We start from the raw sequence: 21,729 nt of genomic DNA on the forward strand, positions 1-21,729 counted from the left end.
GAATTGGAATGGGGTAGGAATCTGAATAGTTGGGATTTCCCTTCACCCACAAGTTCGCCCACCCGAAATGATCAAAAACCAAAACTAATGAACGACTATTGGGAAGCATTGTCAAACGGATTTTTAGGTACTCTGCAATGGACATGGAAATCCATCATCTTTGAGGTGCCTTGGTATACCAACTATTTCTGGGGATTGATTCTCATTTCACTCGTGGTTTGGCTTCTGGAAATCTTTTTTCCTTGGCGTAAAGACCAGTCCATTTTCAGAAAGGACTTTTGGCTCGATGCTTTCTATATGTTCTTTAACTTCTTCATTTTTGCCATTGTCATCAATGGTATCTACAAGGTATTGGAGATACTGTTTGCCGACTTTGGCATTACGGCCAAGAGTTTGGCACTTGTTGACATTTCTTCTTGGGTGATGGGGTTACAATTGCTCGTCTTTTTTATCGTACTTGATTTTGTACAATGGTTCACACATATTTGCCTACATAAATTTTCTGTGCTTTGGCGGTTTCACCAAGTGCACCACAGCGTAAAAGAAATGGGCTTTGCAGCCCATCTGCGCTATCACTGGATGGAAAACATTCTCTACAAGCCCCTCAAGGTCTTCGGCGTGATGCTATTGGGCGGTTTTGAACCTGAACATGCCTATGTGGTGCATTTTATAGCCATCGCCATTGGCCATTTGAACCATGCCAATGTAAAACTGAGCTATGGCCCCTTAAAATACGTGTTCAACAATCCTGTGATGCACCTCTATCACCATTCTTATGAACTGCCAAAAGGAAAATTCGGGGTGAATTTTGGCATAAGCCTCAGTCTTTGGGATTACCTATTTAAGACAAACTATATACCGGAAGATAGTGGCAAGATTCCGCTCGGTTACCCCGGTGATGAGAAGATGCCCCGAGGTTTTTGGAAACAGTTGGTCTATGGCTTTGGAAAAAAATAAGATCTTATAGCGATTAGTTTTTTACCCAATCGGTGTATCCGCCAGCGTAATCATAGATTTTTTCAAACCCTTTTTCTTTGAGCATTTTGGCGGCTCGTGCACTACGACCGCCCATTTTACAATAGAGATAAACAGGTTCGTCTTTATTCAGGCCGGTCAGCTGCTCTTCAAAATGTAGCGGGTCCTTGATATCGAAGTTTACCGCATCATCGATATGCCCCACTTGATATTCTTCAGGTGTTCGCACATCGACTAGCTGTACATCCTTACCGATGACCTTAGATTTCATGGTTGCCTTATCGATGACCGAAATGGCAGATTCGTCCTGTGATTTGCAAGATATGCCCAAAAAAAGCAATAGACCACAAACGATTGAGGGTCTCATAGTTTTGAGATTCTACCAGTGGCACAGCTTACGAATGATTTTGCCTTTGACATGAGGCTATTTTCATCATCGACGGGCGGATATCCCAAGTCTTTCAGCCTCTGCTCGACCAATGTTCGCTGGTGCTCATCTTCATGGTTGAAGATCACCTTGCTTTCTTCTTCATCAACCTGAACATCACTTATATGTTCAATTTTTGATAAGCGGTTGGTGATAGTGGCGGCACAGCCGCCACATTTTAAGTTTTGTATGCTAATTGAAGAGGTCATCAACTTGAGGTTTTTGTGGTTGGACAAACAAAATCGGTCACGGGAATACCGGTTTTTTTGATATGGGCAAATCCTCCAGCTACATCTACCAAGTTATGAATGCCCCTACTTTTAAGAATAGAGGCAGCGATCATGCTTCGGTAGCCTCCGGCACAATGCACATAGAATGTCTTGTCAGTGGGAAATTCTGCCAAGTGATCGTTGAGATAATCCAACGGGGTTAAATGTGCACCCTCTACATGCTCGGCATTATACTCGTTTTCTTTTCTGACATCGAACACTGGTGCTTTTTCGGCCACGTATGGCTCAAATGCCGCTGCAGTGATGCTCTTTACAGAATCTGCTTCCTTACCGGCAGCTTTCCAAGCTTCGAGCCCACCTTCCAAATAACCAATGGTGCCGTCAAAACCTACTCTTGACAGACGGGTAATGGTCTCTTCTTCTTTTCCTTTGGGAGCAATCAATAAAATGGGTTGCTTGACATCGGCGATTAAGGCCCCGACCCAAGGGGCAAAACTGCCGTTCAAACCTATAAAAATCGAACGGGGCACATGTGCTTTGGCAAAATCGTCTTGATGGCGTACATCAAGTACTACCGCTCCGGTTTCATTGGCCGCCGCTTCAAAGGCATCAGGTGACATGGCGATATTGCCCCTGTCAAGTACCTCATCAATGTCATCATAACCTTCTTTGTTCATTTTTACGTTCAACGGAAAATATTGCGGTGGTGGCAACAAGCCTTCGGTGACCTCATCAACAAACTCTTCTTTGGTCATATTTGCCCTGAGCGCATAGTTCATTTTTTTCTGGTTGCCCAACGTATCGACCGTTTCTTTCATCATATTTTTTCCGCAAGCAGAACCGGCACCATGGGCTGGATATACGATTACATCATCTGCCAACGGCATAATTTTCTCACGAAGACTTTCATATAAGACCCCGGCCAGTTCTTCTTTGGTCATATCGGCCGCTTTTTGTGCCAAATCGGGTCGGCCCACATCACCCAAAAAAAGTGTGTCACCACTAAAAATGGCATGATCTTTACCATTCTCATCACGCAATAGATAGGTGGTACTTTCCATCGTATGGCCCGGAGTATGCAGAACAACAAAGGTGAGCTTGCCCAATTTGAACTCTTGCCCATCTTCACCGATTATGGCTTCAAAGCTAGGGTTGGCATTGGGTCCGTAGATGATGGAAGCTCCCGTCTCTTTGGACAAGGTAATATGACCGCTTACAAAATCAGCGTGAAAATGGGTCTCGAAAATGTACTTGATCTTGGCATTATCGCGATGGGCCCTTTCAAGATAGGGTTTTACTTCACGGAGCGGGTCTATGATGGCCACCTCACCTTCACTCTCAATATAATAGGCCCCTTGGGCCAAACATCCTGTGTATATCTGTTCAATAGTCATAATCAATAAATTTCTTCAAAAGTACAAGGTATTTTTAAGGTACAATGCTACTTAAGTTACAAAACGTGAGCCTTTCGATTGTTCAGATACTTTTGATTGCATTGGGGTCTTCGCTTTGGCGTTTTGACAGTAGTCGAGCGCTTCAATGGTTCTTACGAAGAGTTTTTGAATCCCAATTTCATTGGCCAATCCACTCCCAAATAGAATATCACGGGTCGGCCCTATGGCGCCCGCAACCAAAAGTTCGATCTTTCTTTTCTTGAAATCATCCAACACCTGTCTTAGCATGTTTATTGCGGTGCTGTCAATATAGTTGATCGACTCTGCATTGAGAATGACATATCTCAGTTCAGGTCCTTTTAAAGCAATGTTCTTGTGCAGCTGTTTTTTGAAATACTCCTTATTGGCGAAATAGAGCTGTCCGTCAAATCGAAGCAACAAGGTATCTTCATATACTTCAATGTCTTCAGCAAAACGATCGACATTTTTAAAATACTCCGTATCCTTGATCTTTCCCAAAACGGCTATATGGGGCTTCGATGTTCTATACACCAATAAAACAAGTGAAAACAGTACTCCGAGTACTATACCTTCCATAATGCCAACGGCAAGTGTAATCAAGAAAGTGACCATCAACAATATAAACTCGTCTTTTCTGGATCTATAGAGTTTTACCGCATATTTTATATCGATCAGGCTATAGACGGCAACCAAAATGATGGCCGCCAGTACGGTATTGGGCAGGTATCTAAAGACCGGTGTCAAAAAAAGTAAGATCAACCCGACCACCAGGGCACTTATCATGGCCGATATGCCCGTTTTTGCTCCAGCCTTGACATTGACCGCCGTTCGAGAAAAGCCGGCCGTCGTTGAATATGATTGAAAGAACGAACCGATAAGGTTGGCCGTGCCCAGGGCCAATAGTTCTTGGTTTGGTCGCAACGTTTCCCTGTTTTCTTTACCACCCATGGCCTTTGCTATGGAAATGGCTTCCACAAATGACAAAAAGGCCAATGTCATGGCTATGGGAAAAAGGTTCCAGATCTGCTCTCCCTCAACGGCAGGAACCTTGAACGAGGGCAGCCCTTGGGGAATGTCTCCCACAATCTTTACTCCTAAATCACCTAAATTCAAAAAATAAATGGCCAAGATCGAAATGGCCACTGCAATGAACGCTGCCGGTAGCTTCTTGCTCAATTGTTGCAATAGTACAATTACGGCGATGGCCCCGAGGCCTATGGTCAATGTCAACAAGTGCACCTGATCTAGATGTGCCAAGGTATCTCGAAGCAGGTAGCGTATGCGGCCACCTGTTTCCACTTCCAATCCCAACAGATGGTGTATTTGGCTCATGCCGATGATAATGGCAGCGGCCGAGGTGAATCCGCCAATGACAGGTTCAGAGAGAAAATTGGCCAGAAAGCCCATTCGAAGAAAACCAAAGGCCAATTGAATTACCCCAACGAAAAGGGCCAAGAAAATGGCCATGGCAATATATTGCTCAATGCCGGAAAGGGCCAAAGCCCCTAGGCCCGAGGCCACAACAAGTGAGTCGATGGCCACTGCCCCGATCGAAAGTTTTCCGCTGGTGCCCATTACCGCATAGACCAGCTGTGGCAATAGGGCTGCGTAAAGCCCAAAAACAGGGGGCAGCCCTGCTATCATGGCATAGGCCATACCTTGGGGCACCAATAGGATCCCAATGGTAAACCCTGCCGATATATCTCCGGCCAGATATGATCTTTTATATCTGGGCAGCCATTCGAATATGGGAAAATAGCGTTTCAACATGATGGCCAATGGGCAGGCAAAGTTACCAATCAATTACCAGATAAGGTGTAACCTTGGTCACACAGCTTCAAAGATCTATGGTCTCAATATGGTTTCGGTGCAGTTTGACCTTACCCAATTTTTCCAATCGTTTCAATAATCTGGAAATGACCACCCGGGAACTATGTAGGTCATAGGCGATTTCTTGATGTGTATTTTGAATGGTATTGGATTGATTGATCCGCACCTTCTCCTTTAAATATTCCATGAGCCTTTGGTCCATGTTCATAAAGGCAATGCTGTCGATTGTGGAAAGCATCTCGTTCAAACGGTTATGGTAACTTTCAAAAACAAAGTTCCGCCAAGAACGGAATTTGGAAATCCACTCCTCCATTTTACGAATGGGCACCATGACCAACGAAACATCGGTCTCTGCAATGGCCCTGATCTCGCTTTTGGTATCTCCCAAGCAGCAGGCCATGGTCATGCTACAGGTATCTCCACGTTCTAAATAATACAGCAAAAGCTCATCACCTTCATCATCTTCGCGCAAGATCTTGATCACGCCAGAGATCAACAAGGGCATTCCCTTGATATACTCTCCTATTTCCATGATTTTTTGCCCTTCTTGAAATTGCAGCGGAACGCCTACTTCTTCAATTTCGTCCAATAAGGGAAGCTCAAAGAGGTGGTGAAAACTTTCTTTCAATGTAGTAGTCATGCCCCTAAATTATGAAAGCAATGAAGAAAGTGCAAGGCTATGACAAACGCAAGGGCATTTTTGTCAAACGCTTTCCTGTCAAGCGGAATACTGCATTGGCCACAGCCGCACCAATGGGGCCCAACGGCGGTTCCCCGACAGGGCCTGGTCTATCGATTCCCTGCAAAAGCACCACATCGATTTCTTTCGGTGCATGTTTCATGAGCGCCATTTCATAAGGCCCGTATATGATGGGCCTCAATTCTCCTTCTTCGACGAACATCTGTTCATGCATAGCGGCACTCATCCCCATAATGACGCAACCTTCGCACTGCGCCCTTACTTGATCGGGATTAACGGCGATTCCTGGGTCAAGGGCGACCGTTACGCTGTGAACCACAATTTCATTGTCTTCGATGGAAACTTCAGCTACTTGGGCACAAGGGGTTCCGGCATCAATGGAAGCGGCCAAGCCCATGGCCCTTTCGTTGGTCACCTCTTCTGTATACCCTGCTTTTTCCACAGCGGCCGTAATCGTGGCCTTCAAACGTTTGCCCATTTCATCATCGGCTATGCTGGCCATACGAAAATCAGCTGCATTTTTTCCTGCTTTGTGAGCCATATGATCTATAAAGCTTTCAATGGCAAACGTATTGGCCAACAGTCCCAAGCTTCGCCACCAACTAGTGGCAAAGGGCAATGGCACATGCCAGTATACGGCCCTGTGGTTGGGCACATTGGTGTATTGTACGAATCCACCTCTAATGCTTCCAATGTCGGCCCCCAAAATAGTGGGCACAAAATTGGGTATGAGTACCGAATTGTTGCCTACGTCACCGCTCACAAAGTGGTGCTCCAAATTTTGCAAATGCCCCTCAGCGTTTAATCTTCCCTTGACCACATGATGGGTGGGTGGTCGAAACATGTCATGTTGAAATTCTTCTTTTCTGGTGAAGAAATATTTGACCGGTTTCCCCACTGCCTTTGACATCACCGCTGCCTGGACCGCATGTGGGGTATGCAGCCTTCGCCCAAAGCCACCTCCCAGATAGGTGGGTATTACGTTCACATTTTCCTCATCAAAGCCAAGTCTTTCGGCTACCTCTTTTCGGGTAATGCCTATGACTTGGGTAGAGATGGTGATCGTCGCCTTATCATCTTCAACCGAGGCCAGTACACCGTTGGGCTCAATTTGGGCATGGGCACCTATCGGGCTACGGAATTCCAGTACTTCTACCCCGTCATCATTCTCTTCAATGGCATCACCCTCTTTTTGAATAATGGTGGATTTGCCATTTCCGACAGTCATCATTGATTCTATGTCGGCCGTTGTTAAATTATTGGGGGCGTCCCATTCTATTGAAATGGCATTTTTGGCGTTCTCTGCCTGTTGGTAGGTATCTGCCACGACCCCAACAAAATCGACCTCTTCAACAACAGCGATCACCCCGGGCATTTCTGCGACTTTTGAGGTATCGGCACTGACAAATGTAGCCCCGATCTTTGTGGGCCTTACCACTGCCCCATAGAGCATATTGGGCGCAGAAGCATCCATACCAAACATGGGCGTGCCAAAAACCTTATCTTTCAAATCAATACGGGGAATGGGTTTCCCCACAAATTTGTAGCTGCTTGTCGGTTTTAATTTCGGAACGTCTACCTCGGGCCACTCTGTTACGCCTTCAGCGACCTCGGCATATGTCAATGATTTTCCATCGGCGGAAACCATTCCTTCCTTGACCGTAACACTGCCCATATCCACTCCCAATTTCACCGCTGCCTGCGCCTTGATCATTTCACGCATGGTTGCTGCCAGTTCGCGTAGCGGTTGCCATAGACCTGAAACGGAAGTGCTGCCCCCGGTACTCATGCCATCAATGTTTCCTGTAGCAGTGGCTGCATGAACAACTTCTACCATATCTAGGGGCACCTCAAGCTCATCTGCGGCCATTTGTGCCAAACTGGTAAAAGTGCCTTGCCCCATCTCTACTTTTGGCGAATGCAGCAATACCGTGTTGTTTTTCAATAGTTCAAACCAGACCATGGGGTTTTTGGTCTCGCCCATATAAGACATTTCCATCGTATTCGCCATCTCCAATATGCTGCGTCGAATAGGGTTTCTAAAGATATATGCCCCTACTGCCAATACTCCGGCCGTGCCAAGTCCGCCCCTTACCAAAAACTTGCGCCTAGATATTTTCTTTTTCCCTGCCATGGCCTAAGAATTTTGGGTTTCCGTTTCCATATTTTCCGAACTGAGCTCAGCGGCCCTTTTAATGGCCTTTCTCATGCGATAATAGGTGCCACATCGGCACACATTGATAATATTGTTGTCGATATCTTCGTCTGTGGGATCGGGCACTTTTTTTAAAAGCGCTGCGGTCGCCATTATAAAGCCCGGCTGGCAATAGCCACATTGTGGTACCACTTCCTCGATCCACGCTTGTTGTACCGGGTGCGGATTTTCTTCATTGCCCAGACCTTCAATAGTGGTGATTTCTTTTCCTTCTGCAAACTTTACGGCATAAGAACATGAGCGCACGGCTTCTCCATCTACATGCAAGGTGCATGCCCCACAAGCCGCCTTGCCACAACCGAATTTTGTGCCCTTTAGGTTCAAGATATCGCGTACCACCCATAATAAGGGAGTATCGACATCGGTAATTTTCACGGTATGGGACTCACCGTTGACTTTAAATGATATGCTCATGATCTCTTTTTTATTTGGATGGGATTTTGTGTCCTTCTTCAAACCACTTTTTGACCGCCTCTCGATATTCCTCCAACGGAACGGGCGGCAGTTCCCTCTGATTCCCTTCAGCATCAACTCCGGGTGTCCAAGCCCAAAGTACCAATTCATGTTCTGTCAAATGGTGCAGGGTTTCTTCGGGTGTTCGCCCACCATTTCGCTGTGGGTCCATCATCGATTCGGCAATTTCAAACCTGTCTAACCCTTCCCAACGCATAGAATGGGGTGCCAATGACCATTCCGGTGCCCCGGGCACCCCTGAATACGGATTGTTCTCGGTCTGATGGCAAGTGGTACAATTTGTTGCCTGGTATCCTAAATTGTGCTCTCCCCGTTCAATTCCAAAATAATGGGGGTGACTATCATCACCCTGCTTGGGAACATTATCGCTAGGATGGCAGTTCACACAACGTTCATGGGTCAGCACATCCATCATCTTGTGAAAAGCCTCTTCAGAAGATAGATCGGTGTCTTCATCAGTGGGCACTTCAATGTAGATGGAAGTAGTTGGTCGACCGGTAGTGGCCAGAAGTAGGGCCGCCGCCAAAAACAGTGACGAGAAGAGGATTGATTGTGCTTTCATTACAAAAAGTGAGCGCTTACTTATATTGTATATTTAAAAATATGGAATTTTTATCTCCCAGTCAAGAAATATCAGATCCAAGTTAGAGAAAAATCAAAGAACAACACTTAAATAATTGATTATTAAATATTTAAATAATAAAATGGTTTGAAGCCATAAAGGAAAGTTAAAATTTATAATTGCTTTGTGGATTTCAGAAATGCTATTTAAATTTGCAGTGATTACTCACTTTTATGACGGAAAAGCAGGAAAAAATACTCAGTTCGGCTCTTGAGCTCTTTGCGAATGAAGGGTACAATGTGGTTTCCACAAGCAAAATAGCAAAACATGCCAAGGTGTCTGAAGGATTGATTTTTCGTCATTTCAAGAGTAAACAAGGACTTTTGGATGCCATTATGCAACAAGCATTTGAAAGGGCAGCTGCGCTGTACGCCCCAATTATCATAGAGCAAGATCCAAAAAAAGTATTGTCGTTGGCCATTAACCTTCTTTTCGAAGGCGATGTAGAGAAGTACCACTTTTGGAAACTACAGTTCAAACTAAAATGGGAATTGGAAATCTCGGGTAAGGAGAAAACACAGCCCTTGACAGATAAATTGGCTTGGGCCTTTAAAGAGTTGGGATATGAAGACCCCAAAAAGGAAGCAGATGTGTTACAGCATCTTTTGGAAAGTATATTGAGCGGAATTGTCAAAGATGGCATTGATACACAAAAACATCTCCAAACATTTCTTCTGGATAAATATCAAGTTTAAAAAAATTTAATTCAAATAAAAAGTAAGTACTCACATATTATGAAAAATGTAGCATTGATCACAGGAGCTTCAAGCGGAATTGGAAAAGAATTGGCACGAATTCATGCTGAGCAAGGCGGTGATTTGGTCATCGTGGCCCGTAGCAAAGAAAAACTGGAAGCTTTAAAATCAGAACTGGAATCGAATCATGGCGTACAGGTAAAGATCATCGCCAAAGACCTAACGGTCAGTAATGCCCCAAGAGAAATCTACGACGAGGTCAGCAATACGGGAATCGAGGTCGAATATCTGATCAACAATGCCGGTTTTGGAGGGCGCGGTAAATTCTATGAACGATCTTGGGAACAAGATCTGGCCATGATCGATCTGAACGTAGTGGCCCTGACCGCTCTGACCCGCCATTTTTTGCCCGGTTTTGTTTCGAGAAACCAGGGCAGAATCTTGAATGTATCGTCAACGGCCAGTTTCATGCCAGGCCCATTACAGGCCGTTTACTACGCGACCAAAGCCTATGTCACCTTTTTTGGCAACGCCATTGCCGAAGAACTGCACGACACCAATATCACCGTCACCACCTTGATGCCAGGCGCCACCGAGACAGAGTTTGCCAAGGTATCGGGTATGGACAAGACCGATCTTTTTGACAAGACCGTCAGCGCCAGAAGCGTGGCCAAAGATGGTTATGACGGCATGTTGAACGGAAAGCTCGATGTGGTTTCCGGGCTCAGGACAAACCAAAAATTAATGATGAAAATGATTCCTTTCATGCCCAAGAAAATGTTGTTGAAACAGATTCGAAAGCTACAAGAGGCAAATTAGTGTTTTAAAACGTTCAAAATATCGATTGCGGCCTCTGATATTTTTGTGCCCGGACCGTAAATGCCGACCGCTCCGGCGTCATACAAAAACGGGTAATCTTGTTTCGGAATCACCCCTCCTACGATGACCAAAATATCTTCGCGGCCCAGTTCTTTCAATGCTTCGATCACTTTAGGAACCAAGGTCTTATGGCCGGCCGCCAATGACGACACCCCAATGACGTGCACATCGTTTTCAACAGCCTGCTGGGCCGCCTCTTTAGGCGTTTGGAACAACGGGCCGATATCAACATCAAAGCCCAAGTCGGCATAGGCCGTGGCCACTACCTTTGCCCCACGGTCATGCCCATCTTGCCCCATCTTGGCAATCATGATGCGCGGTCTTCTACCCTCTTGTTCCGCTATTTGGTCAGAGAGTTTTCTCGCCTTTTCAAAAAGTGGGTCTTCTTTCAATTCTTTTGCGTACACACCTGTAAATGATTTTATTTCTGCTTCATGGCGGCCAAAGGCTTTTTCCATCGCATCACTGATTTCACCCAAAGTGGCCCTGGCCCGGGCCGCTTCGACCGACAATGCCAATAGATTATCGCCCTTGCCCCCTAACTTGGCCTTAGCCGCCTCTGCAATGGATTGCAGGCATGAAGCTACTCTTTTTTCGTCTCTTTCAGCTTTCACCTTTTCGATTCTTGCAACCTGTTGCTGCCGCACCCGCTGATTATCGACCTCCAATATCTGAAGGTCATCTTCTTCTTCCAACACATATTTGTTGACGCCGACGATCACTTCTTTTCCTCCATCGATTCGAGCTTGCTTTTTGGCAGCGGCCTGCTCAATTCGCATCTTGGGTATGCCCGCCTCTATCGCCTTTGTCATGCCCCCCAGCTCTTCGACCTCTTGAAGAAGATTCCAGGCTTCCGCCGCAAGCTGTTCGGTCAATGATTCTACATAATGGCTGCCCGCCCAAGGATCTACCGTACGGGTAATATGGGTTTCTTCCTGTAAATATAATTGCGTGTTTCGGGCAATACGGGCCGAAAAGTCGGTAGGCAGCGCTATGGCCTCATCCAATGCATTGGTATGCAGGCTTTGGGTACCACCAAAGGCTGCCGCGGCCGCCTCGATCGTGGTTCTGGCCACATTGTTGAAGGGATCTTGCTCGGTAAGGCTCCATCCACTGGTCTGACAATGCGTTCGCAATGCCATAGATTTTGCGTTCTGGGGATCAAACTGTTTCACCAGCTTGGCCCACAACATTCGACCAGCACGCATTTTGGCGATTTCCATGAAATGGTTCATCCCAATTCCCCAGAAAAAGGAAAGTCTTGGGGCAAATTCATCTATTTTGAGTCCTGCCCTCAGCCCCGTTCTGATATATTCCAATCCGTCGGCCAAGGTATACGCCAACTCAATCGCTGCTGTTGCACCAGCCTCGTGCATATGATATCCTGAGATACTGATACTGTTGAAACGGGGCATATACTTGCTGGTGTATTCAAAAATATCGGCAATAATTTGGATGGAAGGTGTAGGAGGATAGATATAGGTATTACGCACCATGAACTCCTTTAAGATATCATTCTGGATGGTACCCGCCAACTGTTCGGGTTTTACACCCTGTTCTTCGGCCGCAACAATATAAAAGGCCATCACTGGCAGCACCGCTCCGTTCATGGTCATCGAAACCGACATTTTATCAAGTGGTATGCCATCAAACAGGATCTTCATGTCTTCAACACTATCGATGGCCACACCAGCCTTGCCCACATCACCCACCACGCGTTCATGATCACTGTCATAACCACGGTGGGTCGGTAAATCAAAAGCTACCGATAATCCCTTTTGTCCCGCTTCAAGATTGCGTCGATAAAATGCATTGCTTTCTTCAGCCGTAGAGAACCCGGCATACTGCCTAATGGTCCACGGGCGTCTTACATACATGGTCGAGTACGGCCCACGCAGATAGGGCGGGATACCGGCAACAAAATCTTGGTGTTCTTCTTTTTGGGGACCCCTGACCTCTGTAGGTCGGTCTGAAACCAATTCTAAATGCTGGACGTTTTTTCTTTTCATAAGATGTAGTTAAAAGGCATGTTCAACCTATAAACATAAAAGCACGGCAAGATAGCCTTGTTTTCTAGTACAAAATATGACTTTTGTTTGTATTTCAAATATACGGGGCACCGATTTTCTCCCCTTGTTAAATGGTCTGATTTTGAATACAAACTGAAGGCATTTCACCAACTTTCAATACTTTTTTGGCTTTTTGAGCCTATATTATCAACACTTCGGTATATTTAAAGCAATTATTTGGTCATGAAGCTGCACTTACTCAACAGAAGTAGTTCAAACGAATCATCGTTTACCGTTACCCGCAACCGCCATCCGTATTTTTTGAAAATATGGCATTACCATCCTGAGCTCGAATTGGTGCTTATCGAAAAAAGCAGCGGCACCCGGTTTATCGGTGACAGTATTCAAAAATTTGAAGCTGGTGAGGTAGTGCTACTGGGTAAGAACCTGCCCCATATGTGGCTCAATGACGAAGTGTATATCAAAAGTGGCAACTTAATAGCCGAGGCCATTGCCATTCATTTCAATGAAGACTTTTTTGGGGCGTCTTTTTTTGAACGCCCCGAATTTGCAAAGATTTCCAAGCTTATAAAAAGAGCCGATAGAGGTTTGAAATTCAACAAGGTTGATGAAGACCTAAAAAACATGATCAGGAAGTTGCTCAAAAAAGATTCTTTCTCTAGAGCGATTGCCCTTCTTGAAATATTGCACCGATTGGCTTCCCATAAAAACCATGAATCCTTATCAAGTCTAGGGTATATCAATTCATTTGTTGCCGAAGAGAATGACCGTTTGCACAAAATTCATGAATACGTATTCAACAATTTCAAAAAGGTCATCAATGCCAATGAAGTTGCCCAAGAAATTGGCATGAATGCTTCGGCCTTCAGTCGCTTTTTTAAAAAAAATCACCGTAAGACCTTTACCAAATACCTGAATGAGATCAGAGTGGGTTATGCTTGCAAGCTACTGCTCGAAAGTCAAAGCAAAATTACCGCAATTGCCTACGAGTCTGGTTTCAACAATATTTCAAACTTCAATCGTCAGTTCAAGGCTTGCAAACAGATGACCCCAAAAGAGTATATTAAATATCATAGAACTATATAAAAATTGCCCCCAGAGGCAAAAAAAGTACCATAATTGGTCAGTAATACAATGGTCTTCGGCAGGCATATCATTTAGTTTTGAAGATACCATTCATCACTTTTTCAAATGCACACCCTAGTAGCCATTGAGGTCAAGGACATTCGGTTTCCGACAAGTAGTTCGCTTGATGGCTCTGATGCCATGAACCCCGACCCTGATTATTCCGCAGCCTACGCTATTTTAAAAACCGACCACCCCGATGGTCTGGAAGGGCATGGGTTGACATTTACTATCGGCAGGGGAAATGAATTATGTGCCGCAGCCATAAAAGCAATGTCACACCTGGTCATTGGCAAAACCCTTGACAGTTTTACACAAGACATGGGAGCTTTTTATAGAATGGTCACCGGTGACAGCCAGTTGCGGTGGTTGGGGCCAGAAAAAGGAGTGATCCATCTAGCTACAGGAGCCTTGGTAAATGCCATATGGGATCTTTACGCAAAGGTCGAGAACAAGCCCCTTTGGAAGCTCTTGGCAGACATGACCCCCGAACAACTGGTGACCTGTATTGATTTCTCCTATATCACTGATGCCATCACATACGAAGAGGCCCTTTCAATTCTAAAAAAACAAGAGGCCGCCAAGCAAGAACGTATCGACCAGCTCTTGCAAAATGGTTATCCGGCCTATACCACCTCGGCCGGTTGGCTAGGCTATTCAGACGAAAAAATAAAACGCCTGTGCCGTAAGGCCAAAGAAGAAGGGTTCACCCATATGAAAATGAAGGTCGGGGCCAATTTAAAAGATGATATGCGCAGGGCGGCATTGATCAGGGAAGAAATAGGCAATGACCTGAAATTGATGATGGACGCCAACCAAAAATGGGATGTGGACGAGGCCATTTCAAATATTGAATCGCTAAAAAAATTCAATCCTTGGTGGATAGAAGAGCCCACGAGCCCCGATGACATCTTGGGCCATGCCAAAATCGCCAAAGCAATTTCACCCGTTAAGGTCGCCACAGGTGAGCATTGCCAAAACAGGGTCATTTTCAAACAATTCATGCAAGCGAATGCCATGCACTTCTGCCAAATCGATAGCTGCAGGGTAGGTGGGGTCAATGAAAACCTGGCCATTATGTTGATGGCCGCAAAATTTGATATTCCCGTGTGCCCACATGCCGGTGGGGTAGGCCTCTGTGAATATGTACAGCACCTTTCGATGGTCGATTTTATCTGTATCAGTGGCAGCATGCAAAATAGGGTCATCGAATATGTAGATCACCTTCACGAACATTTTCTAGAGCCCGTGGTCATCAAAAATGGAGCCTATATGCCCCCAAGTGCCCCCGGTTATAGTATTGAAATGAAAGCGACCTCCCTGAAGGAATATTCGTTTCCAAATGGAAAAGCATGGCGAAAACAACCAAAACCTGAAATGTTATGAAACCCAACTTCAAGCTTGTCGTTATCCTTATGCTTTTTTGTATTCTGGTTTCTGGCCAAGGGCAAAAAGACTATACCCCAACCAAAGAAAACATTGAGGCCAGAAAGTGGTTTCAAGATGCCAAATTTGGCCTGTTTGTCCATTGGGGCATTTATAGCGTTCTTGGTGATGGCGAATGGGTGATGAACAACCAGAACATACCGATAGACATGTATGAAAAATTGCCCTCTTTCTTCAATCCCATAGGGTATAATGCCGAAGAATGGGTGAAAATGGCAAAGGATGCGGGCATGAAGTATATTACCATCACCAGCCGTCACCACGATGGTTTTTCGATGTTCGACACCCAAGCCAATGATTATGATATTGTGACTGCCACTCCCTATAAAAAAGATGTCTTGAAAACATTGGCCGAAGCATGCAGAAAAGAAAACATCAAACTGTTCTTCTATTATTCGCTGCTCGACTGGCACCACGATGACTATTTTCCCCGCGGCAGAACCGGAAAAGGGATAGCGGGAAGGGCTGAAACAGGAAACTGGGACAACTATATCGCTTTTATGAAAACCCAATTGACAGAACTGTTGACCAACTATGGTGAAATTGGTGGTATTTGGTTCGATGGGCATTGGGACCAAATGGGCTGGGACGGCAAAAAATATGGCAGACTCAAGGTCGATTGGCACTATGACGAGCTGTACAAACTCATACACGACCTACAACCACAGGCCCTAATAGGCAATAACCATCACTTGGCACCCATTGAGGGCGAAGATTTTCAAATGTTCGAAAAAGACCTCCCGGGCAAGAATACCACAGGTTGGGGCACTGATGCTTCCGATATCGGCAATCTGCCGTTCGAAGTGTGTGAGACCATCAACGGGTCATGGGGCTTCAATCTTCAAGACCAAAAACACAAATCTGAAAAAGAACTCGTTCAATACGTTGTAAAGGCTGCAGGCTATGGTAGCAATCTATTGCTAAATGTCGGGCCGATGCCCAATGGAAAAATACAGGAAGAACACCAAAAATCCCTCAAGGCAATGGGCGAATGGATGCGCAAAAACGGTGAGACCATCTATGGTACCCGTAGTGGACCGATTCCACCTTCCGAAAAAATGGCCTCCACCCAAAAAGGGAAAAAGGTATATCTGCACCTGCTTGATGAGAATGAAAATGTGGTTTTCTTGAAAGGGTACAGTCCAAAAATAAAGAGTATAAAACGCTACGATGACGGCGCTCGCGTATCGTATGAAAGAACAAAGTATGGTCTTTTGCTCGATGTGCCGAAAGACGAAAGAAATACTATCGATACCATTGTTGAAATAACCTTGCAATAAATGACTTCATTTGATTACAGCGGAAAAACGGTGATCGTGACCGGTGGTGGCAGCGGTATCGGAAAGGCATTGTCAAAACGGTTTGCCCTTGGTGGAGCCAAGGTATACATATTGGAATTCAAGCAAGAAAATGGGCGGCAGGTTGAAAAAGAGATCAATGATGAAGGAGGAACCGCCCATTATTACCATTGCGATGTAGCTGACCACGAACAGGTAAAAAAAGTCGTTGGGGCGATTATTTTAGAAAGTCAAATCGATATCTTGGTCAACAATGCCGGCATTGCCCACATCGGCAACATTGAAGCGACCACTGAAAACGATATGGACAAGCTCTACCAAGTGAACATCAAGGGAATCTATAATTGCATACACGCCTGTATCAGCAATATGAAACAGCAGGGGCACGGCATCATATTGAACATGGCTTCGATAGCTTCCTCGGTCGGAATTTCAGACCGGTTCGCCTATTCGATGACCAAAGGTGCGGCGTTGACCATGACCTATTCCGTGGCCAAAGATTATGTCGATTTCGGCATTCGCTGCAATAGTATTTCCCCGGCACGCGTGCACACCCCCTTTGTTGATGGCTTTCTCAATAAAAACTATCCGGGAAAGGAAAAGGAAATGTTCGAAAAACTGTCAAAGACACAACCGATCGGGCGCATGGCCACCCCCGACGAAGTGGCCCATCTGGCCCTATATCTATGTTCTGATGAAGCTGCTTTCATCACGGGCACTGACTTTCCTATAGATGGTGGATTTATAAAATTGAACGGTTAAACCAAATCAAATGAAAAAAAACAGTTTAAAAACCAAACTGCCCTACCTGTCTTTTCTATTGTTTCTGTTTGTGGTAGACATGGTCATGGCCCAGGCGATCTATGAAGACGAACGCTATGTACCTGAAACCGATCAATTGGTGCTGAAAAAACTGGACCAATGGCAAGATCTCAAATTCGGGTTGTTGATGCACTGGGGCCCATACAGTCAATGGGGCATTGTAGAATCATGGTCTATCTGCCCTGAAGAATACGGCTGGTGTGAGCGCAAAAAGGGCTCTAATCCCAACAACTATTTTGAGTATGTAAAAGAGTATGAAAACTTGCAGACCACTTTTGACCCAGTGAAGTTCAATCCTGAAAAATGGGCAAAAGCAGCCAAAAAAGCGGGCATGAAATACGTGGTCTTCACCACCAAGCACCATGACGGCTTCAGCATGTTCGATTCAAAATACACCGATTACAAGAGTACCGGCCCCAAGACCCCGTTCAACAAAAATCCCAGAGCCAATATCACCAAAGAGATTTTTGATGCCTTTAGGGGTGAAGGCTTATGGACTGGCGCCTATTTTTCAAAACCCGATTGGCACAGTCCCTATTATTGGGATCCCTACTACCCTCCGAGAGATAGAAACGTGAACTACGAACCAGAGGCAAACCCAGAAAAGTGGAACAAATTTGTTGAGTTCACCCATAACCAGATTCTCGAATTGCTCACAGATTATGGCAAAGTCGATATTCTTTGGTTAGATGGGGGTTGGGTCGCCAAAACACCAAAATCGCAGATTACCAGTTGGTACGATGCCCAACTTAAGAATAATGATAATGGCTATCTCAAACATAGAATAGTGAACCAAGACATCCGTATGGATGAATTGGTAACCAAAGCAAGGGAAAAACAACCAGGGCTCATCGTGGTCGATAGGGCCGTGCACGGCAAAAACCAAAACTATCTCACTCCTGAAAATCGAGTGCCCGAAAAACCGTTGCCCTACCCTTGGGAGTCTTGTATCATTGCCGGAGGAGGTTGGTCATACACGTTCAATGCCAATTATATGAGCACCAACAAAGCCGTCCACACCTTGGTCGACATTGTCGCCAAAGGGGGCAATTTGCTGCTGAACATCGCCCCAAGCCCTGAAGGGGAATTGGACGAGGAGGCCTATCGACTACTTGAGGGCATTGGTGACTGGATGAATGTCAACGGCGAGGCCATTTACGGCACCGAAGCGATGGCCCCGTACAAATATGGGAATGTCTGTGTCACCTCAACACCTGATGGAAACATTTATTTGATCTACTTGATGGATGAAGAAGAAACATCACTTCCATCGACCGTAGCATTTGAAGGGCTACCCATCAAAAAGGGAAACAAGGCATCGATTTTAGGTGTCGATGGAAACATCAAATGGGCCAAAAATGACGAACGGTTGACATTTGAAATACCTGATTCGGCCAAAAGGAAACTACAGGGCACACCAGCATTTGTCATCAAAATAAAATAGGGCAATCGAATGAAACTGATACGGTTCGGAACAATAGGAAAAGAAAAGCCAGGGGTGCTGCTTTCAAATGGCAAGCGAGTGGATGTTTCAGACTTTACTCACGATTATGATGAACTTTTTTTCGCAAGTGATGGTATTTCAAAGCTGAGAAGCTGGTTGGGCAAAAATACGGAAAAGTGTCCTGTAATCGAAAACAGTGTACGCTTGGGACCCCCAATAAGGAGGCCTTCAAAAATAGTCTGCGTGGGGCTGAACTACGCCAAGCATGCCAGCGAAAGTGGCATGGCCATCCCCAAAGAGCCCGTATTGTTCTTCAAGGCCACTTCGGCCATTGTAGGGCCAAACGATGATGTGATCATTCCTAAAGAAAGTCAAAAAACCGATTGGGAAGTCGAACTGGCCATTGTCATGGGCAAAAAAACCAACTACGTTGATGAGAAAACCGCGATGAAACACGTTGCCGGTTATGTGCTGCACAATGATTACAGTGAGCGTACATTTCAATTGGAACGTGAAGGCCAATGGGTAAAGGGAAAAAGTTGTGACACCTTTGCGCCCTTAGGCCCCTATTTGGTCACCAAAGATGAAGTCAAAGACCCGCATAGTCTAGACCTATGGCTGAAAGTGAACGGAGAGACCATGCAGCATAGCAACACTTCAGATTTTGTGTTCGGTATTCCGAAACTGGTCAGTTATATAAGTCAGTTCATGACACTGCTGCCCGGTGACATTATATCAACGGGAACCCCTTTTGGTGTTGGCCTCGGCCTAAACCCTCCCCGTTACTTGAGACCGGGCGATGTGGTCGAATTGGGCATCGATGGGCTTGGAAGCTCAAAACAACATATCAAAGCCTTTGGGGAAAAATGAGAATCGACGCCCACCAACATTTTTGGACATACGACCCAAAAGCACATTCATGGATCAGCTCATCCATGAAAGCCATCCGAAAAGATTTCATGCCGTGCAACTTGGCCAAAATACTCAAGTACAACCAAATTGATGGTTGTGTGGCAGTACAGGCCGAACAATCAGAAGAAGAGACCGATTTTTTGCTGAAATGTGCCGAAGAACACCCGTTCATCAAAGGCGTGGTCGGCTGGTTGGATCTATGTGCCGATGATATTGAAACAGCTTTGGAGAAGTATTCTAAAAATCCGTTTCTCAAAGGGCTTCGACATATCGTACAAGACGAGCCCGATGATTATTATATGCTAAGGCCCGATTTTCGAAATGGCATTTCACAGCTCGCCAAATACGGTTTGACATACGATATCTTGATTTACCCCCGACAATTGCCCACTGCACTCGAATTGGTCAAAAAATTTCCGAAACAACGATTCATCATTGACCATATGGCCAAACCCAAAATAAATGGTGTTGTCGAAAAATATTGGGCCCACTACATGAAAGAATTGGGCAAACGCAAAAATGTATTTTGCAAAGTTTCAGGTCTGGTTACCGAGACATCTTGGGGCAAATGGCGTGTACGTGACTTTTATCCTTACCTTGACGTAGTCTTTGACTCTTTTGACATTGACAGGATCGTATTTGGCTCTGATTGGCCCGTATGCCTGCTGTCTGGCAAATACCATGAAGTATTGTCAATAGTGTTGAAATATGTGTCGAGATTTCCGAAAGAAGCACAAGACAAAATCATAGGGTTGAACGCCATATCATTTTATAACTTGACCGAAACACCATAAATAACCTAATGCTTGTTTTGTAATGAAAAGCCAGAGATACATCCGAAAACACCTAATGTTCTTATGCTGGTTTTTGTGTGGATTGACCGCCCTATCGCAAGATCCGGGCAAACAAGAAAAAGACCTTGCAGAGTCAAAAATGCAATGGTTCAAAGATGCCAAGCTGGGTGTTTTTATCCATTGGGGCCTATATGCGGTCAATGGCATCGATGAGTCTTGGTCGTTCTACAATGGTTACATCTCGCACGACGACTACCTAAAGCAGACAAGAGGTTTCTCTGCAAAAAATTATGACCCGTCGGCATGGGCCGATCTTATCAAAAAGAGCGGTGCCAAATACTCGGTCATCACCGCCAAGCACCATGATGGTTTTGCGCTGTGGAATACCCAATTCGGTGATTTGAACGCCGTTAAAAGCGCTGCCGCCAAGCGTGACGTGATCACTCCTTTTGTCAAGGCCTTGCGAAGAAACAATCTAAAAGTGGGCATTTACTTTTCGCTTCCCGATTGGTCGTATACTGATTATACCCATTTTACCAGAGATTCCATCCGATATAAAATTGAAGACCGGCCCCAACGATGGAACACTTTTCTCAACTATTATCAAGGACAATTAAAGGAACTTTCCGAAAATTACAATCCCGATCTATGGTGGTTCGATGGTGATTGGGAGCACACTTCAGAAGAATGGCAGGCACCAAAGGTTCGCCAGTTGTTATTGGACAACAATCCAAAGACCATTCTCAATTCAAGGCTTCAAGGATACGGCGACTATTCGACTCCCGAACAGGGCATGCCCATCACCCGGCCAAAGGATAAGTATTGGGAATTGTGCATGACGATGAACAATTCATGGGGGTATCAAAAAAACGATCACGATTACAAGACCACAGATCAAATTATCGGAATTTTCGCGGATGTCATTTCGAACGGAGGAAACTTATTGCTTGACATTGGCCCGAAAGCCGACGGCTCAATACCTGAAGAGCAAGTCAACATATTGGAAGAGCTGGGCAAATGGACCAGCAAACACAAAGAAGCAATTTATGGTACTGTTGCGGGCATCCCCAAAGAGCATTTTTATGGTCCTACCACACTGTCAAAAAACCGAAAAATACTGTATCTTTTTGTCAAGGGCGATCCTAAGGGAGAAATCGTGGTTCGAGGATTGAAGAACAAAATCAATCGTATCTGGGTAGTCGGCGAAGGCACCAAATTATCACATGAAGTGGTGGGCAAGGTCTATTGGAGCCATTACCCTGGCATTACCTATATTCAGGTACCCGAACATGTATTGGACAAGCAGATGACGGTGCTTGCCCTATTGTTGAACGATGAGGTAGATCTTTATCGTGAAGATGGAGCCGTAATAGAGAGCAATTAACATGCGATCCTT

20 protein-coding genes are annotated in these 21,729 nt (G+C 45.2%); 11 read left to right on the forward strand and 9 right to left on the reverse strand.

Annotated features, from left to right (window positions below):
* The first annotated feature begins 87 nt into the window (after positions 1-87).
* A complete protein-coding gene (locus tag L0P89_RS05985) occupies positions 88-957 on the forward strand; it encodes a sterol desaturase family protein (RefSeq protein WP_235267499.1) in 870 nt (289 codons plus the stop codon).
* 13 nt (positions 958-970) lie between these two features.
* Here L0P89_RS05985 and L0P89_RS05990 read toward each other — a convergent pair whose 3' ends face one another.
* The 8 genes from L0P89_RS05990 to L0P89_RS06025 all read right to left on the reverse strand — a co-directional run bounded on the left by L0P89_RS05990 (position 971) and on the right by L0P89_RS06025 (position 8,828).
* Positions 971-1,342 (reverse strand): rhodanese-like domain-containing protein, encoded by a 372-nt coding sequence (locus L0P89_RS05990; RefSeq protein ID WP_235267500.1) that lies wholly within the window; start codon positions 1,340-1,342, stop codon positions 971-973.
* Positions 1,339-1,611: a heavy-metal-associated domain-containing protein gene (locus tag L0P89_RS05995; protein ID WP_235267501.1), complete on the reverse strand. Its 273-nt coding sequence runs from the start codon at positions 1,609-1,611 to the stop codon at positions 1,339-1,341. The genes L0P89_RS05990 and L0P89_RS05995 overlap by 4 nt, the downstream gene beginning before the upstream one ends.
* Positions 1,611-3,026 (reverse strand): MBL fold metallo-hydrolase, encoded by a 1,416-nt coding sequence (locus L0P89_RS06000; protein ID WP_235267502.1) that lies wholly within the window; start codon positions 3,024-3,026, stop codon positions 1,611-1,613. Before L0P89_RS06000 ends, L0P89_RS05995 begins: the two co-directional genes overlap by 1 nt.
* 51 nt (positions 3,027-3,077) lie before the next feature.
* Positions 3,078-4,817 (reverse strand): SulP family inorganic anion transporter, encoded by a 1,740-nt coding sequence (locus L0P89_RS06005; RefSeq protein ID WP_235267503.1) that lies wholly within the window; start codon positions 4,815-4,817, stop codon positions 3,078-3,080.
* Positions 4,818-4,884: 67 nt separating this feature from the next.
* Entirely contained in the window at positions 4,885-5,517 is a 633-nt protein-coding gene (locus L0P89_RS06010; protein ID WP_235267504.1) for a Crp/Fnr family transcriptional regulator, read from the reverse strand.
* Positions 5,518-5,554: 37 nt separating this feature from the next.
* Complete coding sequence (locus L0P89_RS06015) at positions 5,555-7,711, reverse strand: xanthine dehydrogenase family protein molybdopterin-binding subunit (RefSeq protein ID WP_235267505.1); 2,157 nt, start codon at positions 7,709-7,711, stop codon at positions 5,555-5,557.
* 3 nt (positions 7,712-7,714) lie between these two features.
* The gene (locus L0P89_RS06020; RefSeq protein ID WP_235267506.1) at positions 7,715-8,206 is read right to left on the reverse strand and encodes a (2Fe-2S)-binding protein; all 492 of its coding nucleotides are present in this window, start codon (positions 8,204-8,206) and stop codon (positions 7,715-7,717) included.
* Positions 8,207-8,216: 10 nt separating this feature from the next.
* The gene (locus L0P89_RS06025) at positions 8,217-8,828 is read right to left on the reverse strand and encodes a hypothetical protein (RefSeq protein WP_235267507.1); all 612 of its coding nucleotides are present in this window, start codon (positions 8,826-8,828) and stop codon (positions 8,217-8,219) included.
* A 233-nt stretch (positions 8,829-9,061) separates the two neighbouring features.
* Between L0P89_RS06025 and L0P89_RS06030 the strand changes: the two genes are divergently transcribed.
* Together L0P89_RS06030 and L0P89_RS06035 are read left to right on the forward strand one after the other, a co-directional pair.
* The gene (locus L0P89_RS06030) at positions 9,062-9,583 is read left to right on the forward strand and encodes a TetR/AcrR family transcriptional regulator (protein WP_235267508.1); all 522 of its coding nucleotides are present in this window, start codon (positions 9,062-9,064) and stop codon (positions 9,581-9,583) included.
* 39 nt (positions 9,584-9,622) lie between these two features.
* The gene (locus L0P89_RS06035; RefSeq protein ID WP_235267509.1) at positions 9,623-10,402 is read left to right on the forward strand and encodes an SDR family NAD(P)-dependent oxidoreductase; all 780 of its coding nucleotides are present in this window, start codon (positions 9,623-9,625) and stop codon (positions 10,400-10,402) included.
* On the opposite strand, the gene scpA is transcribed toward L0P89_RS06035, so the two are convergent.
* A complete protein-coding gene (scpA, locus tag L0P89_RS06040) occupies positions 10,399-12,471 on the reverse strand; it encodes a methylmalonyl-CoA mutase (RefSeq protein WP_235267510.1) in 2,073 nt (690 codons plus the stop codon). The genes L0P89_RS06035 and scpA overlap by 4 nt on opposite strands.
* Before the next feature lie 243 nt (positions 12,472-12,714).
* On the opposite strand from scpA, the gene L0P89_RS06045 reads away from it, so the two are divergent.
* From L0P89_RS06045 to L0P89_RS06080, 8 genes are all read left to right on the forward strand, one after another.
* Positions 12,715-13,578 carry an AraC family transcriptional regulator gene (locus tag L0P89_RS06045; protein WP_235267511.1) on the forward strand — a complete coding sequence of 288 codons (864 nt, stop codon included), beginning with the start codon at positions 12,715-12,717 and terminating at the stop codon, positions 13,576-13,578.
* A 105-nt stretch (positions 13,579-13,683) separates the two neighbouring features.
* Complete coding sequence (locus L0P89_RS06050; RefSeq protein ID WP_235267512.1) at positions 13,684-15,003, forward strand: L-fuconate dehydratase; 1,320 nt, start codon at positions 13,684-13,686, stop codon at positions 15,001-15,003.
* On the forward strand, positions 15,000-16,343 hold the full coding sequence (locus tag L0P89_RS06055) for an alpha-L-fucosidase (RefSeq protein ID WP_235267513.1): 1,344 nt from the start codon (positions 15,000-15,002) through the stop codon (positions 16,341-16,343). Before L0P89_RS06050 ends, L0P89_RS06055 begins: the two co-directional genes overlap by 4 nt.
* Positions 16,344-17,123, forward strand: coding sequence for an SDR family NAD(P)-dependent oxidoreductase (locus L0P89_RS06060; RefSeq protein ID WP_235267514.1), 780 nt, complete (start codon positions 16,344-16,346; stop codon positions 17,121-17,123).
* A gap of 10 nt (positions 17,124-17,133) precedes the next feature.
* The gene (locus L0P89_RS06065; RefSeq protein WP_235267515.1) at positions 17,134-18,627 is read left to right on the forward strand and encodes an alpha-L-fucosidase; all 1,494 of its coding nucleotides are present in this window, start codon (positions 17,134-17,136) and stop codon (positions 18,625-18,627) included.
* Between the two features lie 9 nt (positions 18,628-18,636).
* On the forward strand, positions 18,637-19,497 hold the full coding sequence (locus tag L0P89_RS06070) for a fumarylacetoacetate hydrolase family protein (protein WP_235267516.1): 861 nt from the start codon (positions 18,637-18,639) through the stop codon (positions 19,495-19,497).
* Positions 19,494-20,333, forward strand: coding sequence for an amidohydrolase family protein (locus L0P89_RS06075; RefSeq protein ID WP_235267517.1), 840 nt, complete (start codon positions 19,494-19,496; stop codon positions 20,331-20,333). Before L0P89_RS06070 ends, L0P89_RS06075 begins: the two co-directional genes overlap by 4 nt.
* Before the next feature lie 22 nt (positions 20,334-20,355).
* Positions 20,356-21,717 carry an alpha-L-fucosidase gene (locus L0P89_RS06080; protein ID WP_235267518.1) on the forward strand — a complete coding sequence of 454 codons (1,362 nt, stop codon included), beginning with the start codon at positions 20,356-20,358 and terminating at the stop codon, positions 21,715-21,717.
* Positions 21,718-21,729 lie beyond the last annotated feature (12 nt).

Source organism: Muricauda sp. SCSIO 65647, assembly GCF_021534965.1.
Taxonomy (GTDB): Bacteria; Bacteroidota; Bacteroidia; order Flavobacteriales; family Flavobacteriaceae; genus Flagellimonas_A.

Coding starts and splice junctions, on each gene's coding strand:
- L0P89_RS05985 (WP_235267499.1), top strand. CDS start 88: ATGAACGACTATTGGGAAGCATTGTCAAACGGATTTTTAGGTACTCTG.
- L0P89_RS05990 (WP_235267500.1), bottom strand. CDS start 1,342: ATGAGACCCTCAATCGTTTGTGGTCTATTGCTTTTTTTGGGCATATCT.
- L0P89_RS05995 (WP_235267501.1), bottom strand. CDS start 1,611: ATGACCTCTTCAATTAGCATACAAAACTTAAAATGTGGCGGCTGTGCC.
- L0P89_RS06000 (WP_235267502.1), bottom strand. CDS start 3,026: ATGACTATTGAACAGATATACACAGGATGTTTGGCCCAAGGGGCCTAT.
- L0P89_RS06005 (WP_235267503.1), bottom strand. CDS start 4,817: ATGTTGAAACGCTATTTTCCCATATTCGAATGGCTGCCCAGATATAAA.
- L0P89_RS06010 (WP_235267504.1), bottom strand. CDS start 5,517: ATGACTACTACATTGAAAGAAAGTTTTCACCACCTCTTTGAGCTTCCC.
- L0P89_RS06015 (WP_235267505.1), bottom strand. CDS start 7,711: ATGGCAGGGAAAAAGAAAATATCTAGGCGCAAGTTTTTGGTAAGGGGC.
- L0P89_RS06020 (WP_235267506.1), bottom strand. CDS start 8,206: ATGAGCATATCATTTAAAGTCAACGGTGAGTCCCATACCGTGAAAATT.
- L0P89_RS06025 (WP_235267507.1), bottom strand. CDS start 8,828: ATGAAAGCACAATCAATCCTCTTCTCGTCACTGTTTTTGGCGGCGGCC.
- L0P89_RS06030 (WP_235267508.1), top strand. CDS start 9,062: ATGACGGAAAAGCAGGAAAAAATACTCAGTTCGGCTCTTGAGCTCTTT.
- L0P89_RS06035 (WP_235267509.1), top strand. CDS start 9,623: ATGAAAAATGTAGCATTGATCACAGGAGCTTCAAGCGGAATTGGAAAA.
- scpA (WP_235267510.1), bottom strand. CDS start 12,471: ATGAAAAGAAAAAACGTCCAGCATTTAGAATTGGTTTCAGACCGACCT.
- L0P89_RS06045 (WP_235267511.1), top strand. CDS start 12,715: ATGAAGCTGCACTTACTCAACAGAAGTAGTTCAAACGAATCATCGTTT.
- L0P89_RS06050 (WP_235267512.1), top strand. CDS start 13,684: ATGCACACCCTAGTAGCCATTGAGGTCAAGGACATTCGGTTTCCGACA.
- L0P89_RS06055 (WP_235267513.1), top strand. CDS start 15,000: ATGAAACCCAACTTCAAGCTTGTCGTTATCCTTATGCTTTTTTGTATT.
- L0P89_RS06060 (WP_235267514.1), top strand. CDS start 16,344: ATGACTTCATTTGATTACAGCGGAAAAACGGTGATCGTGACCGGTGGT.
- L0P89_RS06065 (WP_235267515.1), top strand. CDS start 17,134: ATGAAAAAAAACAGTTTAAAAACCAAACTGCCCTACCTGTCTTTTCTA.
- L0P89_RS06070 (WP_235267516.1), top strand. CDS start 18,637: ATGAAACTGATACGGTTCGGAACAATAGGAAAAGAAAAGCCAGGGGTG.
- L0P89_RS06075 (WP_235267517.1), top strand. CDS start 19,494: ATGAGAATCGACGCCCACCAACATTTTTGGACATACGACCCAAAAGCA.
- L0P89_RS06080 (WP_235267518.1), top strand. CDS start 20,356: ATGAAAAGCCAGAGATACATCCGAAAACACCTAATGTTCTTATGCTGG.